Annotated in this window: 14 protein-coding genes and 1 riboswitch; of the genes, 2 read left to right on the forward strand and 12 right to left on the reverse strand. The window is 47.8% G+C overall.

Annotated elements, in window-relative coordinates:
• Nucleotides 1-55: 55 nt before the first annotated feature.
• Nucleotides 56-646: a tRNA 5-(aminomethyl)-2-thiouridylate-methyltransferase MnmM gene (mnmM, locus tag D3D03_RS08505; RefSeq protein WP_119923332.1), complete on the forward strand. Its 591-nt coding sequence runs from the start codon at nucleotides 56-58 to the stop codon at nucleotides 644-646.
• A 53-nt stretch (nucleotides 647-699) separates the two neighbouring features.
• On the opposite strand, the gene D3D03_RS08510 is transcribed toward mnmM, so the two are convergent.
• The 3 genes from D3D03_RS08510 to metK form a co-directional block, all read right to left on the reverse strand.
• The gene (locus D3D03_RS08510; protein WP_028105834.1) at nucleotides 700-1,404 is read right to left on the reverse strand and encodes an alpha/beta fold hydrolase; all 705 of its coding nucleotides are present in this window, start codon (nucleotides 1,402-1,404) and stop codon (nucleotides 700-702) included.
• A gap of 84 nt (nucleotides 1,405-1,488) precedes the next feature.
• A complete protein-coding gene (locus D3D03_RS08515; protein ID WP_026832273.1) occupies nucleotides 1,489-1,977 on the reverse strand; it encodes a GNAT family N-acetyltransferase in 489 nt (162 codons plus the stop codon).
• A 138-nt stretch (nucleotides 1,978-2,115) separates the two neighbouring features.
• A complete protein-coding gene (gene metK, locus D3D03_RS08520; RefSeq protein WP_119923333.1) occupies nucleotides 2,116-3,324 on the reverse strand; it encodes a methionine adenosyltransferase in 1,209 nt (402 codons plus the stop codon).
• A gap of 127 nt (nucleotides 3,325-3,451) precedes the next feature.
• Nucleotides 3,452-3,578, reverse strand: a riboswitch (SAM riboswitch).
• A gap of 233 nt (nucleotides 3,579-3,811) precedes the next feature.
• Between metK and pckA the strand changes: the two genes are divergently transcribed.
• Nucleotides 3,812-5,380, forward strand: a complete 1,569-nt coding sequence (pckA, locus tag D3D03_RS08525) for a phosphoenolpyruvate carboxykinase (ATP) (RefSeq protein ID WP_119923334.1) — start codon at nucleotides 3,812-3,814, stop codon at nucleotides 5,378-5,380.
• Between the two features lie 57 nt (nucleotides 5,381-5,437).
• On the opposite strand, the gene D3D03_RS08530 is transcribed toward pckA, so the two are convergent.
• The 9 genes from D3D03_RS08530 to D3D03_RS08570 all read right to left on the reverse strand — a co-directional run bounded on the left by D3D03_RS08530 (nucleotide 5,438) and on the right by D3D03_RS08570 (nucleotide 15,505).
• Nucleotides 5,438-6,691 (reverse strand): EAL and HDOD domain-containing protein, encoded by a 1,254-nt coding sequence (locus D3D03_RS08530; protein ID WP_026832270.1) that lies wholly within the window; start codon nucleotides 6,689-6,691, stop codon nucleotides 5,438-5,440.
• A gap of 172 nt (nucleotides 6,692-6,863) precedes the next feature.
• Nucleotides 6,864-7,604: an alpha/beta hydrolase family protein gene (locus D3D03_RS08535; RefSeq protein ID WP_051524794.1), complete on the reverse strand. Its 741-nt coding sequence runs from the start codon at nucleotides 7,602-7,604 to the stop codon at nucleotides 6,864-6,866.
• Nucleotides 7,576-8,049, reverse strand: coding sequence for an RNA deprotection pyrophosphohydrolase (ytkD, locus tag D3D03_RS08540; protein ID WP_026832268.1), 474 nt, complete (start codon nucleotides 8,047-8,049; stop codon nucleotides 7,576-7,578). The genes D3D03_RS08535 and ytkD overlap by 29 nt, the downstream gene beginning before the upstream one ends.
• 131 nt (nucleotides 8,050-8,180) lie before the next feature.
• Nucleotides 8,181-9,530, reverse strand: coding sequence for a glucose-6-phosphate isomerase (locus D3D03_RS08545; RefSeq protein ID WP_119923335.1), 1,350 nt, complete (start codon nucleotides 9,528-9,530; stop codon nucleotides 8,181-8,183).
• Nucleotides 9,531-9,642: 112 nt separating this feature from the next.
• Nucleotides 9,643-10,809 carry an iron-containing alcohol dehydrogenase gene (locus D3D03_RS08550; RefSeq protein WP_119923336.1) on the reverse strand — a complete coding sequence of 389 codons (1,167 nt, stop codon included), beginning with the start codon at nucleotides 10,807-10,809 and terminating at the stop codon, nucleotides 9,643-9,645.
• Nucleotides 10,810-10,935: 126 nt separating this feature from the next.
• Nucleotides 10,936-11,328, reverse strand: a complete 393-nt coding sequence (yugI, locus tag D3D03_RS08555) for a S1 domain-containing post-transcriptional regulator GSP13 (RefSeq protein ID WP_012371159.1) — start codon at nucleotides 11,326-11,328, stop codon at nucleotides 10,936-10,938.
• A gap of 390 nt (nucleotides 11,329-11,718) precedes the next feature.
• Nucleotides 11,719-12,762, reverse strand: coding sequence for a ribonucleotide-diphosphate reductase subunit beta (locus D3D03_RS08560; protein WP_026832265.1), 1,044 nt, complete (start codon nucleotides 12,760-12,762; stop codon nucleotides 11,719-11,721).
• Nucleotides 12,731-13,219, reverse strand: a complete 489-nt coding sequence (locus D3D03_RS08565) for a flavodoxin domain-containing protein (protein ID WP_026830039.1) — start codon at nucleotides 13,217-13,219, stop codon at nucleotides 12,731-12,733. The genes D3D03_RS08560 and D3D03_RS08565 overlap by 32 nt, the downstream gene beginning before the upstream one ends.
• An 18-nt stretch (nucleotides 13,220-13,237) precedes the next feature.
• Complete coding sequence (locus D3D03_RS08570) at nucleotides 13,238-15,505, reverse strand: ribonucleoside-diphosphate reductase subunit alpha (protein WP_119923337.1); 2,268 nt, start codon at nucleotides 15,503-15,505, stop codon at nucleotides 13,238-13,240.
• Between the last annotated feature and the right edge of the window lie 47 nt (nucleotides 15,506-15,552).

The raw sequence follows: 15,552 nt of genomic DNA on the forward strand, positions 1-15,552 counted from the left end.
GATTTGCGGGTACTTAGAAAAAACAGAACAGCTATCAGGAAGAGGAGTTTATGCCATGTCACTTGCACGAGTATTACCTTACGCCAAAGAATTACTGGAGTCCGTCATCCATGAAGGGGATTGTGTCGTCGATATGACCGCCGGGAACGGTCATGATACACACTTCCTTGCCGAACAAGTCGGACCAAGCGGTCGGGTCATCGCTTTTGATGTTCAGGAGCAGGCGATTGAAGAGACGAAACGCCGGTTGCAGGCAGCTCATGTTTCGGAATGGGTCGATTTGTATCACGAAAGTCACATCCATGTCGGAGCACGCCTGTTCGAAGAACAGCGTCCGATCCGCGCCGGCGTTTTTAATCTCGGTTACTTACCGGGAAGTGATAAATCAGTTACGACGACCGGGGAAGAGACGTTAGAGGCGCTCGGCGCCCTTCTGCCCGTCCTTGTGCCTGGAGGAATGATCGTCCTCGTGATTTATCACGGACATATCGAAGGACGTAAAGAACGCGACGCTGTCCTCGACTATGTTTCGCTCCTGTCCCAACAAGATTATGCCGTCTTACAATACCGCTTTTTAAATCAACAAAACAATCCGCCTTTCATCGTCGCCATCGAAAAAAAGCTTAAAAAACAAATCATCGACTAAAAAAAGGAGGATACCGTCGCGGGCGACGGCATCCTCCTTTTTGAATTGGCTTCTTACTCTTCGACGAGTTTGAGGAACAACAGTAATTTTTCGGCAAACCGTGTGTTCAAACGTTCGAAACTAAAGTGCGGGAAGCCGTGAAGACGCTGCAGATAAATCTGATCGCCTCCCATTTTCCGGCACACTTCGAGCGTCAGCTTGACATCGGCAAACTGATCGTCCGGCGCATAAAAACAGGCGAGATGGACACGCGGTAATTTTTTCCGCTCTTCATCATGCAACACGATCTCTTCTTCAATCTCGCGATACTGTGCATACGTCAACTCACCGAGACGAACCGCATCTTCATTGTTTTGCCCAAACGGTAACGTCCCGAGCGGTGCATCCGGGCGAAAACGATCAAATGCACTCGCAAATACTTGTTTGACGCCGCCGAGCTGTTTCGAATTGTGCCAATCAAACAATGGCGAGATGAATGACAGACTGGCGATCGGCAATTCGTATTCCTGCAACAGCCGGTTCACGACGAGTGCTCCCATGCTGCAGGCAATGATATGAATCGGAAGCTTTCGTTTACCGGCTTCCCGTAACGCTTCTTTTAATAATTGTTGGTGTTCTTCAAACGATACACGACGTGGTGCATCGACCAAAAGCACTTCATATTCCCGTTCCAAGACGCGAATCAATGCTTCGCTCGGCCGGGCACGTAATTGGAGTGGATATACAAGGACAATCACTCCGGTTGGTTGTTCTACCACACGCTCACCTCTTCATCAGATATCCATCTAGTATGCAACAAATCCGACTTCAGCAAAACCGCCTCAAGTCGGATTTCTTTTCCCTTATTCATATATACGTTGCAGCCGCGTCACAGGTTCCACCTGTCCAAACACTTCTTCCGTCGTTTCACTGACTTCTTTAAAGCCGAACGAGGTCAAAAAGTGACGGGCTTTATAATTACGTGATTCGACGTACACTTCGATGGGAGAAGCACCTTGGCGCTCGAGTTCTCGAATCAGCCGCCGCCCGATTCCGTTCTGTTGGTATTTCGGCAGGACATAGAGGCGGACAATTTCCCACGTCCCGTCGACATCAATTGCATGAATGAATCCCACAATCTCCCCATCGATCAGACCTACATTAAAATATTCTCCGCGCGCTTCTTCTGCTGTCCGGATTGCCCGAACGACTTCTTCTTGCGGGTAGGCTTCCTGAACGAAATGGGCTTTCGAGCGCTCAGAATAGATTTCCTCGTACGTATCCATCCAAGACGTGAGCGCAATATCATGAATGCGTGCTGCATCAGCAGGAACTGCTTCGCGTATCTCCATACCGAAATCCCCCTTTTCCTTTTACAGACTCATCTTCTTTTACCCTTTTCTAGAAATTTCAGTCGTTTCCCTGCAAAGTTCCGGAGAAACAAAAAAAGTTCAGAAACACCCTTCAAAAGGGAGTTTCTGAACTCAGGATTATGCGAAACGTTTTGCCTGCTCTTCAAGAGCAGCAGCTTTATCCGTTTGCTCCCATGGCAATTCGATGTCTGTACGACCGAAGTGACCATATGCTGCTGTCTGACGGTAAATCGGACGGCGGAGATCAAGCATCTTGATGATGCCTGCAGGACGAAGATCAAAGTTTTCTGCAATCAATTCGACCAGTTGAGCTTCTGGAAGCTTACCTGTTCCAAACGTATCGACAGCGATTGAAACCGGGTGCGCAACACCGATTGCGTAAGCAAGCTGAACTTCCGCTTTTTCCGCAAGACCAGATGCGACAAGGTTTTTCGCGACGTAACGTGCTGCGTAGGCAGCAGAACGGTCTACTTTGGTTGGATCTTTACCAGAGAATGCACCACCGCCGTGGCGTGCGTAACCGCCATACGTATCAACGATGATTTTACGACCTGTTAATCCAGCATCACCTTGTGGTCCACCGATGACGAAACGGCCAGTCGGGTTGATGAAGAATTTTGTTTCAGCGTCAATGTATTCCGTCGGGATGACCGGAGCGATGACGTGTTCTTTCAGATCAGCTTGAATTTGCTCAAGCGTTACTTCTTCTGCATGTTGTGTTGAGATGACGATTGTATCGACGCGAACAGGTTCATTGTTCTCGTTGTATTCAACCGTAACTTGCGTTTTACCATCCGGACGGAGGTAATCGAGTTGTCCTGTCTTGCGGACTTCTGCAAGACGACGGGCAAGTTTGTGTGAAAGTGAAATCGGAAGTGGCATCAGTTCAGGTGTTTCTTTCGTTGCGTAACCGAACATCAGACCTTGGTCTCCTGCTCCGATTGCATCGATTTCTTCATCTGACATGTTTCCTTCGCGTGCTTCAAGCGCCTGGTCGACACCAAGAGCGATGTCTGCTGACTGCTCATCGATCGAAGTCAATACAGCACATGTGTCTGCATCGAAACCGTATTTAGCGCGTGTATAGCCGATTTCGCGAATTGTCTCACGAACAACTTTCGGGATATCCACGTAAGTCGATGTCGTAATTTCTCCTGCAACTAAAACAAGTCCTGTCGTGACAGAAGTTTCTGCCGCAACACGTGCGTTTGGATCCGCTGCAAGAATCGCATCCAAAATTGAATCCGAAATCTGGTCACAGATTTTATCCGGGTGACCTTCAGTTACTGATTCCGACGTAAATAGTCGGCGATTAAGGTTTGTCATGTTTGACCCTCCCAAAAAAGAATTTGACGGTGTACTCATTTCCCCTAGTTGAGTGGGACGGTAAAATGAAAAAAACCTTTCCATGTCCAAAAATGGTCAGGGAAAGGTTGTGCGTTCTTCCTTTACCCTCTTATCGTTCGAAGTGTTTACTTCGCTTCAGGAGAGCACCTTTTCCTATATTAATGATGAAACTAATATAAGACGGTTGCCGGGTTTCTTCGGGCCTTGTTCCCTCCACCTGCTCAGAATAAGAGTATCCGTTACGAATTACATGATATAAACTTGTGCCCACTCTGTCAAGCAACGTTTTAATTTCTAGTCGAAAAATTTTGAAAGAGATGTTAAACTGTTTATGCTGAAAGCGTTTCCAGATAAATAGAAATCAGCGCATGAAAAATGATTGCTCTATCTTTAGTATGTCATATATAATGAATGTGTCATACTAATTGTAGAGCCAAAACCAACGTAGGGGAAAGGTGGGGTCAGGATGCCGATGACGGTCCTGAATATCGAAGAACTACTCAAGAAGGAGCATGTGTTCAAACAACTATCTGTTGCCGAACTAGTCGAACATGCGATTCGCAACAACGAAGGAGTTCTTGCAGAAAATGGTGCTTTGTCTGTAGAAACGGGGAAATTTACAGGTCGTTCACCGAAAGACAAGTTCATCGTCCGTGATCAATCATGTGAGACACATATCGATTGGGGCCATGTGAATCAGCCGATGGAGTCGGACAAATTCGAACAACTGTTACAAAAAGTTCTTCGTTATATGAACGAAGCAGATCAACTCTACTACACAGAGGCAGCTGCTGGTGCCGATACACATTTCACCCTCCCGGTACGCGTCGTGACAGAGTACGCTTGGCATAATCTGTTTGCGAAACAATTATTCTTACGTGAATATCCTACGGTTGCGGCCTTTGAACCATTTACGGTCGTCTACGCACCACATTTCAAAGCCGATCCGCTTGTTGACGGCACTAATTCGGAAACGTTCATCGCCATGTCATTCGAACATCGTATTGTTTTGATCGGCGGAACGGAATATGCGGGAGAAATCAAGAAATCGATTTTCTCGGTCATGAACTATCTGTTGCCGCAACAAGATGTGTTATCGATGCACTGTTCCGCCAACGTCGGACACGAAGGAGACGTCGCCTTATTCTTCGGACTCTCCGGTACTGGTAAGACCACCTTATCGGCAGACGACAGCCGTCAATTGATCGGGGACGATGAGCACGGCTGGTCTCATGACGGTGTCTTTAATATCGAAGGCGGCTGCTATGCGAAGACGGTGAACTTGTCGCGTGAAAAAGAACCACAAATCTTTGATGCGATTCGTTTTGGCACCGTCCTTGAAAATGTTGTCCTCGATGACACCCGGACTCCGGACTACGATGATACGTCGAAAACGGAAAACACTCGCGCGGCTTATCCGATCACAGCAATTGACAACATTGCCATCCCGTCACGTGCCGGTCATCCGAAAACGATCGTTTTCTTGACGGCTGATGCATACGGTGTGTTGCCTCCGATCAGTAAACTGACGAAAGAGCAAGCGATGTATCACTTCTTGTCCGGCTATACGTCGAAACTGGCTGGGACAGAACGCGGTGTCACGGAACCGGAAGCGACGTTCTCGACATGCTTCGGCTCACCGTTCCTGCCGTTGATTCCTGAAAAATATGCGACGATGCTCGGTGAACTGATCGATCGTCACGGCGTGACGGTTTACCTTGTCAACACCGGTTGGACCGGCGGTGCTTACGGAACAGGCAGCCGCATGAAACTGGCCTATACGCGCACGATGGTCAACGCTGCCGTCAACGGTCTGCTTGCCGACATCCCGACAGAAGAACATCCGGTGTTCGGATTGCATATGCCAATCGAAGTACCAGGTGTTCCGAGCGACTTGCTGAATCCTGTTAAAGTTTGGGCGGATCCGGCTGTTTATACAGAACAAGCAACAGCACTCGCCCATAAATTCAAACAAAACTTTACCCGCTTTGTCAGTGCGACCGATGCGATTAAATCAGCCGGTCCTCGTGTTTAAGCCGTCTCCAAAATAAAAAAGTTGAGCCTCTGCTTGAGGGGCTCAACTTTTTTGTCTTCAAACAATCGAATCCGTTTTGTCTTGCAGATGGAGTTCTTTTTGAGCCAACCATTCTTGGCTTTCTTTCAGCAACTCATAGGCACGTCGTTTGGAAATACCAAACCGGTTACTGAGCAGCTCAAACCGTTCGAATTCGCCGCGATCTGCACTGATTGCAAGCAACAGACAATCCCGAAACGGGTGGTCCTCTCCTTGCAAGACATGTTTTAATGCAGGCTCAATCGGCAGTTGGTCGATGATTTCATCGATATCAACCGACAACAGGGCATCAATATGCGAAAGTAATCCGATCATGTAGGCACTTTCTGCTTTTAACGTTTTTGTTTCCGTCGCAAACAGCTCACATAACTTGGCACAGTGTAAAGACGAACGCAATAATTCATCCGACCACTTATACGGACTGGCGAGTTTCATCTCGCGTAAAACAATTAGTGAAATCCAGCTCTTCAGTTGGGAGAAGCCTAACAAAGAGATCGCTTGCCGGACCGAGCTGACTGTATTCCGTAAACCGATTCCGGGAGAATTGATCAATTGGAGGACTTGGACACTGATGTATGGGTTTCTTTCAATCTCATCGATGATCTCATCATAATACTCATCTGTTTCGAGCCATTTCAACATCTTCAGCAAGACCGGTAATTGCGGTGGGACGGCCTTTCCTTTCATCAACATCGGTTTGGCATAAAAATACCCTTGAAACCAGTCGTATCCCATTTCAAGGCTTCGTGTATGATCTTCATGGGTTTCCACCCGCTCCGCCAGAAAACGCATGTGGGGATAATTTCGTTTCAGGATATGCAGAATGGCACTTTGTTCTCGTGGATTGATGGCTTCGATATCGATTTTGATCAAATCAATCAAATCAAATAATTCAGCACCATGATGTCGCAGAAGATCTGTGACAAAATCATCGAGTGCCAGCATGAATCCTGCTTCTTTCCATTTTTTCAGCGTGTGTAACATCGCGCTGTCAATGTGAACGGTCTCCAAGACCTCAATCACAAAACGGGTTGGATCCAAGTGATCGATTAACTCCGACTGCAACAAGTCTCCCGTAAAGTTAATGAACAACCGTTTTCCTTCTGCCACACGGTCTACGCCGAGATGGACAAGCGTGTTGGTCAACACGTCCATCGTCGCTAAGTCGCCGTCAAAAACAGCCGGTGCATCGACTGAACGATAGAGTAATTCAAAAGCATCAATCGAACCGAACCGGTCAACGATTGGTTGTCGTGCAAGTAAGATTTCCATCTCATGTTCCCCTTCTCGATCCGTTAGTCAGGCTAATTTTATATGTTCCAGTATATCAAATATCCATTTATCTTAAAAAATCAGTTTTTTAAAAGATATCAATGTTGCAAATATCTAAAGAAAAAAATCACCCCAATGATACGCATTGAGGTGATGACAACATTAAATTCCGTCACGTCATCATCCAGTTGATGACGTCATCCGTCACTTCGAATTTTTGGCGAATCGGGAATTGATGGGCATATTGATACACTTTTAAATGCGTCTGCTTTGGATAACGGGCGGCGTAATTCGTCGCATGACGCAATCGGACATTTTGATCGTACAAGCCGTGAATCAACAAGACATCGCCTTGCGGCGGAAAATAGAGCGGAGAACGAACTTGATAAGCTTCTTTTTGTTGATCCGGCAACCCACCCGTGAAGCGTCGCAACATCTTCCGCATCGTCTGCTGCTCTTCATACGTCCAGACAAGGTTTGTCACCCCGGCCCAGGAAACGGTCCGGGTGACGGGACGATGATGCGCAAGCAGTAACGCCATCTGTCCACCCCGGGAAAAACCAAAGACCGACGTCCGGTCCACTCGTTCATCCAACCAGTCAAATGCCGAAATCGCGTCGCGAATATCGTGGTGACCAAAATCTTCTTTGCCCGTCCCCCCCAGGTTTCCCCGGTAAAAGGGAGCCATGACCAAGTAGCCGGCTTGAGCAAACTGCATCAGACGCGTCGGTCGGACCATTCCGATGTTCCGTGTCCCACCACGCAAGTACAACAATCCCTGACCGTTGGCACGGACCGGCAGGATGACGTACGCACCGACCTGTTCGCCGTCAGATGTCTCATAAAAAATCCGAAACGTCCGGAACGGTCCCTGCCGCGGTAATTCAAACCAATCGGCGTTCGGCGAGTACACGCAATGTCTCCGGAAGGACGCGGTCCTTCATCATGAAGCTGTATTGACGGTTCGTATCAAGACGAGGTGGGATGTCGTCCAGCAAGTAAGCACCGTCTGTTTCATCCACTGCAAGATGCGGGACAAGGGACTTAATTTCGGCAAAATAAATGTTTTTGATGATGGTGTCTCCCCGTCCTTCAACACGGTATTGTCCAATGTATTGGAGACGTTCAATCCGTCCCCCGGTCTCCTCCATCACTTCTCGGTACGCCGCTTCCTCAGCTGTCTCTCCGGGCTCGACTTTCCCCCCCGGAAACTCATACCCGCGCTGTTTATGATGTGTCAGCAACCATTTCCCTTCGTACACGGCAATGACCCAGACATGAAGCGGATGAATCGAGAAGGGATGGTCCTCAAAACTCAGTTCAACCCGATTTTGGTAATAATCTAAAAACGTAATCACGTGCGTGCACCTCATTTCTTCTTCTCTCTTCACTTTACCTGTTTCGAAAGCATTCTAAAAGTGAAAGTGCGTAGGAATTTGTCAGAATGACAAAAAAAGACATCTCTCGAATCCGAGAGATGTCAAGATGCTTATTTCAAGCGAGCTTCGAGCTCTGCTTTTTCCGCTTCAAATCCTGGTTTACCCAGTAAAGCGAACATGTTTTTCTTGTAGGCTTCTACTCCCGGTTGGTCAAACGGGTTCACGCCGAGCAGGTAACCGCTCATCGCACACGCTTTTTCGAAGAAGTAGAACAAGAATCCAAGATGGTACGGCGTCATTTCTGGTAACTCAACCGTTAAGTTCGGCACTTGTCCATCTGTATGGGCAAGTAACGTTCCTTCAGCTGCCTTATCATTAACGAATTGAATCGATTTCCCTTCAAGGAAGTTCAAACCGTCCAAGTCCTGTGCATCTTTTTCAATCGTCAAGGCATGACGCGCTTGTCCGACTTTAATGACCGTCTCAAACAGGTCACGGCGTCCTTCTTGCACGTATTGACCCATCGAGTGAAGATCCGTTGAAAAATCAACCGCTGCCGGGAAAATGCCTTTGAAGTCTTTTCCTTCTGATTCACCGTACAACTGTTTCCACCATTCCGAAACATAATGCAGGGCCGGTTCGTAGTTGACGAGGAGTTCGATTGTTTTCCCTTTCGCGTATAACGCGTTACGGACGACTGCGTATTGGTACGCTTCGTTCTCCGCTAAGTTTTCGTTTGAGAACTGAACTTGGGCGTCACGTGCGCCAGCCATCAATTCTTCAATCGAGATGCCTGCCGCTGCGATCGGTAACAGTCCAACCGGCGTCAAGACAGAGAAACGTCCACCGACGTCATCCGGAATGACAAATGTTTGATAGCCTTCCGAATCCGCAAGTGTTTTCAAGGCACCACGCGCTTTATCCGTCGTAGCGTAAATCCGGTCTTTCGCGCCGGCTTTTCCGTACTTGTCTTCCATGAACGTTTTCAAAAGACGGAATGAAATCGCAGGTTCTGTCGTCGTTCCTGATTTCGAGATGATGTTGACCGACACATCTTTCCCTTCAAGTACTTGGAACAAATCGTGTAAGTACGTTGAAGAAATGTTATGTCCGGCATAAATGATTTGTGGTGCTTTTCGTTCTTCTTTGGATAACAGATTATGGAACGAATGACCAAGCATCTCGATTGCCGCACGGGCACCAAGATACGATCCGCCGATTCCGACGACTAACAAGACATCTGAATCCGACTTGATTTTTTCTGCGGCCGTCTGAATTTTCTCAAATTCCGCTTTGTCGTAGTTTGTCGGTAAGTCGACCCAGCCGAGGAAATCACTGCCGGCACCTGTACCGTTGTGAATCGCTCCGTGTAATGTTTTTACCGTATCCGCCATATAGTCCACTTCATGTTGTCCTACGAATTGTAGGGCCTTCGAATAATCAAAACGTACTGTTGTCATTCACTCGTCCTCCTTATTCATTCGCAAACAAATGCGACCTTCCTTTTCATTAAAACGCAAGAAGGAAGGTCGTTCAAGTCTTTTGTGAAAAGATTAGCAAATGTTACAGCGCTTATAAAGCAGCCGTTACGATTTGACGGACATCTTCGTTACCAAGTGATTTGAAGTTACCGAAGTCTCCGCGTGTCATGGCTGACTTCACGATCGAATCGATTGTATCTTCTTTGATATCGTAGTCCGCGAGACGGTTTGGTGCACCAAGTGATGTCCAGAACGCGCTGATGGCATCGATTGTTGCGTGAGCCGCTTCCATCTCTGATTTTCCTGCCGTATCGACGTCAAAGACGTTTTCACCGAGTGTCACGAAACGATGGGCGTTTGACTCGTCGAGGACGTGACGCATCCAGTTCGGGAAGAGAATCGCCAGACCGCCTGCGTGCGGGATGTCATGCACTGCTGAGACCGCATGCTCGATGTTGTGCGATGCCCAGTCACCACGTGCGCCCATTTGCAGGACACCGTTGAGTGCCATCGTACCTGCGAAGAGAATCGTACCGCGAAGTTCAACGTTTTCAAGATCGTTGACGAGTTTCGGTGCTGCTTCGATGACTGCTTTCATGACGCCTTCTGTCATCCGTTCTTGAACCGGTGCATGTGCCGTATGGAAATATTGCTCGAGGCAATGGCTCATCATGTCGACGATTCCATAAATCGTTTGGTCTTTCGGAACGCTGACCGTGTACTTCGGATCAAGAATTGAGAATGTCGGGAACGTTAACGGGCTGCCCCAACCGTATTTTTCTTGTGTCTTCCAGTTCGTAATGACAGAACCTGCGTTCATCTCTGAACCGGTTGCTGCAAGCGTCAAGACCGTTCCGAACGGGATGACGGTTTCTGGTGTTGCTTTCCCGATGACGAGATCCCATGCTTCACCTTCGTACGGGATACCGGCTGCAATCAATTTCGTGCAGTCGATGACGGAACCGCCACCAAGTGCGAGCAATGCATCAACACCCGCTTCGCGAGCAATTTTAATGCCACGCTCTGCTGTTTCGATCCGTGGGTTTGGTTCAACGCCATCACACTCGACGTATTCGATGCCGGCTTCGTTTAATTCACGCGTTACGTCATCATACACGCCGTTGCGCTTGATGCTGCCGCCGCCGAAGACGAGCATGACTTTTTTCGCATTTAATGTTTTTAGTTCGTCTTTAATCTTGCTGACTTGACCGTCACCAAAAATAAGTTTCGTTGGATTACGATATTCAAAGTTTTCCATTGTGTGTTGCCCCCTTGATAAGTAATGAACACCTTACATTATCCACACATTCCCCTTTTGCATCTATTTTAATGCTTATAACGCAAAAAAAAGAGAACCGACCGATGTCGATTCCCTTTTAAAAACTTATTTTTGGAAGTTTGATTTTTCAATCCATTCTTCCAATTTGCCTTTTAACACGTTGAAGCCAGGAGCTTCTTCTTGTTTGAAAGCAGGACCTGCATCGCGACGGCCAGCGTTTTTGCGTGGGCCTTTAGCGCGTGCTTCGCGTTTTGGAGCTTCTTGTGTTGCTTTGATCGAAAGCTTCATTTTTTTGTTAGCTTCGTCGATGTCGAGAACTTTAACAGTTACTTCATCGCCAACTTTTACGTAATCGTTGATGTCTTTTACGTAATCGTGTGAGATTTCTGAGATGTGGACGAGACCTTGTGTTTGCTCGTCAAGTGCTACGAAAGCACCAAAGTTTTGAATACCAGTTACTTTACCAGTAACAACTTGGTCTTTTTCAAAGTTTGCCATAGTTTATACACTCCCTAACTAAATTCATCAACTTATAATAACATACTTTTTACGGATGGTAAAAAATATTTTTCAAATTGTTTATTTTTTATTTTACAAGGGAACAAATTAGTAGCAAGACTTCAAGTATTCCCCCTGATTCTGCCGGACTTTTCGAGTCCGGCCCTTTTTTTGCCCATTTCTCGATTGACCTAAAAAATAAACAGATAAAAAGGACAGTCCGGCCTGCTCGCTTTCCGCGGACAAGCCATCATGCCGCTTCAGATGCGATGCATCTTCCAGGGTCACGATTAGCTTGTTTTTCCGCAGGAGTCGAGCAGGACCTCACCTGTCCTAGCGTAAAGGAAATTACATGTTGAAGCAATAAAAATTTAAAGAGTAGTTGACGACTTACAAATCGTCAAATCCGTTCGCATCCGTTACTTTCGCATACGACCGTGATTTTTGCTCGAAGAAATCGGATTTCGTCGCATTCATCGAGTCGTCGGAATACGCCCGGATCCATGGCATGACGTCTTCATCATGTCCTTCATACAGGTCGTCAAGTCCGATGACACGGAGACGTTTGTTGGCCAGGTATTTGACATAGTCACGCATTTCGCTGACATCAAGTCCGTCCAAGTCACGTAACACGTATTCACTCCACTCAATCTCAAGATCAACCGCGCGCTCAAACGTCGCGTAGACGAACTTCGTGAATGAACCGTCGGCGTCGATGGATGGATGTTCCGTCAGAACGGCACGCAACAATTGACTGATGAAGTACGAGTGTTGCAGTTCATCACGTTGGATGTAACTGATCATCGTCGAGGTACCGACCATTTTTTGGTGACGCGCTAAATTATAGAAGAAAGCAAATCCGGAATAGAAGTTAATCCCTTCAAGAACGATCGAAGCGACGAGTGATTTCGCAAAGTTTTCCGGCGTCCGGTCATTTTGGAAATCTTCGTACAGATCTAAAATAAAAGCATTCCGCTTCATGACCATCTCGTCATCTTTTGCGATGTCGAAGATCCGGTTTTGTTCCGAAAGCGGGACGAGACTCGACAGCACGTAGCTGTACGATTGGTTATGCACGACTTCCTGCTGGGCTACAATCGCGAGGATCGCATGAATCGAGGCGTCTGATGTAAACATCGCCGATTCCAAAATGTAACGGGTTTGGACGGAATCAAGGATCGATAACAGACCGATGATCCGCTTAAAGGCATCCTGTTCCCGTTCGCTCAGTTGATTCCACTGTTGCATGTCTTTTGACATCGAGATCTCGTCCGGAATCCAGAAGTTCGATAATAACTGTTTATAGATGGAATAAAACTGAGGATAGGCAAGATCGTTCCAGTTGACGATCGAACTCGTTTCGCCGCCAATGATCGCGGTCGCCCGATTTGGATGACGGGCATCAAGCAGTTTGATTTTTTGTAGTTGTTCCATGTTGTTCGGCTCCCTCTTGCTGTAATTGCAATAACGTTCGACGTGTCCACTCCTTGACCAGATGCGGTCGGTTTCGTGGGGATTGTTCGATTTTGAGTAGTTCACCTGCGAGTGGGACACCAAACTTCGAGAGATGATAGGCCATCTCATCGACGGCACGGCAATACTTGACGAACATCTTGTCGCCCGTCCCAAAAACGGCAGCCTGTGGAATCTTGTGCGGACTTTCTTTTAGAACCAACTTCAGACAGTCCCGCATCTCATCCGGCAATTGACCGTCCCCCCAGGTGTACGAACCAAAATAGACGATATCATAAGGGACCAGCTGATACGTCGTTACGTCATCGGCAAAGATCATCGTCGGTTCAACCTGCATGTCGGAACACGCTTTCGCGATCAGTTCCGCAACCTCCTCTGTATTTCCGCTCATTGACGCATATACGATTGCTGCCTTCATGATATCGTCCTCCTTCTCTTATGATGAACACGACTCACATTCATCGATTTCAACAGTCGTCGAACGTGTATAGTAAATCGTCTTCATCCCAAGCTGCCATGCTTCCATGTGCATCTCGAGTAACTCTTTTGCTTTGATACTGTTTTTGACGTAGAGGTTAAAACTGATCGCCTGGTCAATGTGGCGTTGACGTGACGCATTTTGACGGATGCTCCACAGTTGATCAATCTCAAACGCTGATTTATAGAACCAGTTCGTCTCCGGCGTAAGGTCGGGAACGGTCACTGGAATCTTATAGTTTTTCTTTTCTTCCGCATAAACTTTTTTGTAGATCGGATCAATCGAAGCCGTACTGCCGGCGATGATTGCCGTCGACGAGTTCGGTGCGACTGCCATCAAGTAGGCATTTCGCATTCCGTATGCCGTGATGTCGGCTTGCAGGCGATCCCAATCGAGTTCAGCAGTCGTTTTGTAGTGACGGCGGGCGATGTACTCCCCTGTTTGCCACTCCGATCCTTCAAAGAGACGGTAAGCCCCTTTTTCTTTCGCCAGTTGCATCGATGCATCAATCGTCAAGTAAGCGATTTTTTCGTAGAGACGATCGGCGTACTGAACAGCCTCGACCGATTCCCAGCGGATGCCTTCGAGTGCGAGCAGGTGATGCCAGCCGAATGTTCCGAGTCCAACTGCCCGGTATTTCTGGTTCGTGATCTGTGCTTGCGGCACATCAATCGTGTTGAGATCGATGACGTTATCGAGCATCCGCATTTGAATCGGAATCAACCGTTCCAAGACGTCCGAGCGGACGGCACGCGCCAGTGCGATCGAAGACAAGTTACAGACGACGAAATCGCCTGGCGTCTTGGTGATGATGATCTTGCCGTCTTCCGTGTACTCTTCCGTCACTGTCGTCGGACTCATGTTTTGCATGATTTCTGAACAGAGGTTCGACGAGTAGATCATGCCCGCATGTTTGTTTGGGTTGGCGCGGTTTACCGCATCGCGGAAGAACATGTACGGTGTGCCGGTTTCGAGCTGTGACCGCATGTAACGTTTGACGAGGTCGATGGCCGGTACTTTCGTCCGGCTCAGGCGGGGTTCATTGACACATGCTTCATATTTTTCCGTGAAGCTGCCGCCTTGCTCCGTTTCATCAAACGAATCTTCCAGACTGAAGCCCATCACCGTCCGGATTTCATGGGGATCAAACAAGTACCAGTCGCCTCGTGCTTCGACGGTCCGCATGAAATGATCCGGCAGGCTGACGCCTGTGAATAAATCATGTGTCCGCAACCGCTCGTCCCCGTTATTCAACTTCGCATCGAGGAACTCGAGGATATCCTTGTGCCAGATATCCAGATAAACGGCGATTGATCCTTGACGCATGCCGAGCTGATCAACGCTGACCGCTGTATTGTTCAGCTGCTTCATCCAAGGAATGACACCGCTTGATACACCCTTGAATCCTTTGATGTCTGATCCACGTGAACGGATTTTCCCCATGTAGACACCGATTCCGCCGCCACCTTTTGACAAGGTCGCGACATCCGTATTCGAGTCATAGATGCCCCGTAGTGAGTCATCGACCGTATCGATGAAACATGACGAGAGTTGACCGTACGATTTACCGGCATTCGACAATGTCGGTGTCGCAACCGTCATATACAGGTTCGAAAGCGCCCAGTACGATTCTTTGACGAGATCGATCCGGCGGTCTTTTGGTTCTGTCTGCATCAACGTCATCGCGATGATCATGAAACGCTCCTGCGGCAGTTCGTACAATTTCTTGACGTGATCGCGCGCTAAGTAACGGTCTGATAATGTCCGAAGTCCGATGTACGTGAACAGATGGTCACGTGACGGATCGATCGATGCCGCCAGTTCCTCGACTTCTTCTTTTGTATACGTGTCTAAGAGATGCGGTGTGAAGATGCCGATCTCCGTCAATTTTTCAATCAATGCGTAAAGTGAGCCGTAACGTTCATCCGCCGGATATCCGCGGTTTTCGCTCGCTTCAAGATATAACCGGTTGAGGTAAGTCGCTGTCGCAACAAACGTCCAGTTCGGTTCTTCTGCTTTTAACATATCAAGTGCATGCATGGTTAACAGTTCATAGACTTGATCCGCTTGTAACGTCTTCCCTTCGAGTGCCCGAATCGCCCGTTCTGTGTAACGCTCGACGTCCAGCTCTGAATATGATGCCGTAATCTGACGGATCACCGTATATACATCCTCTATTGTCATTGCACCTTGATAGATGCGTGCTGTATTCAGTGGAGATGCCACTATGAACCACTCCCATTCTCTAACTTTAAAATAGGTTCCGTTGTTTC

It is taken from the genome of Exiguobacterium sp. RIT452 (assembly GCF_003598705.1).
Classification (GTDB): Bacteria; Bacillota; Bacilli; order Exiguobacteriales; family Exiguobacteriaceae; genus Exiguobacterium_A; species Exiguobacterium_A undae.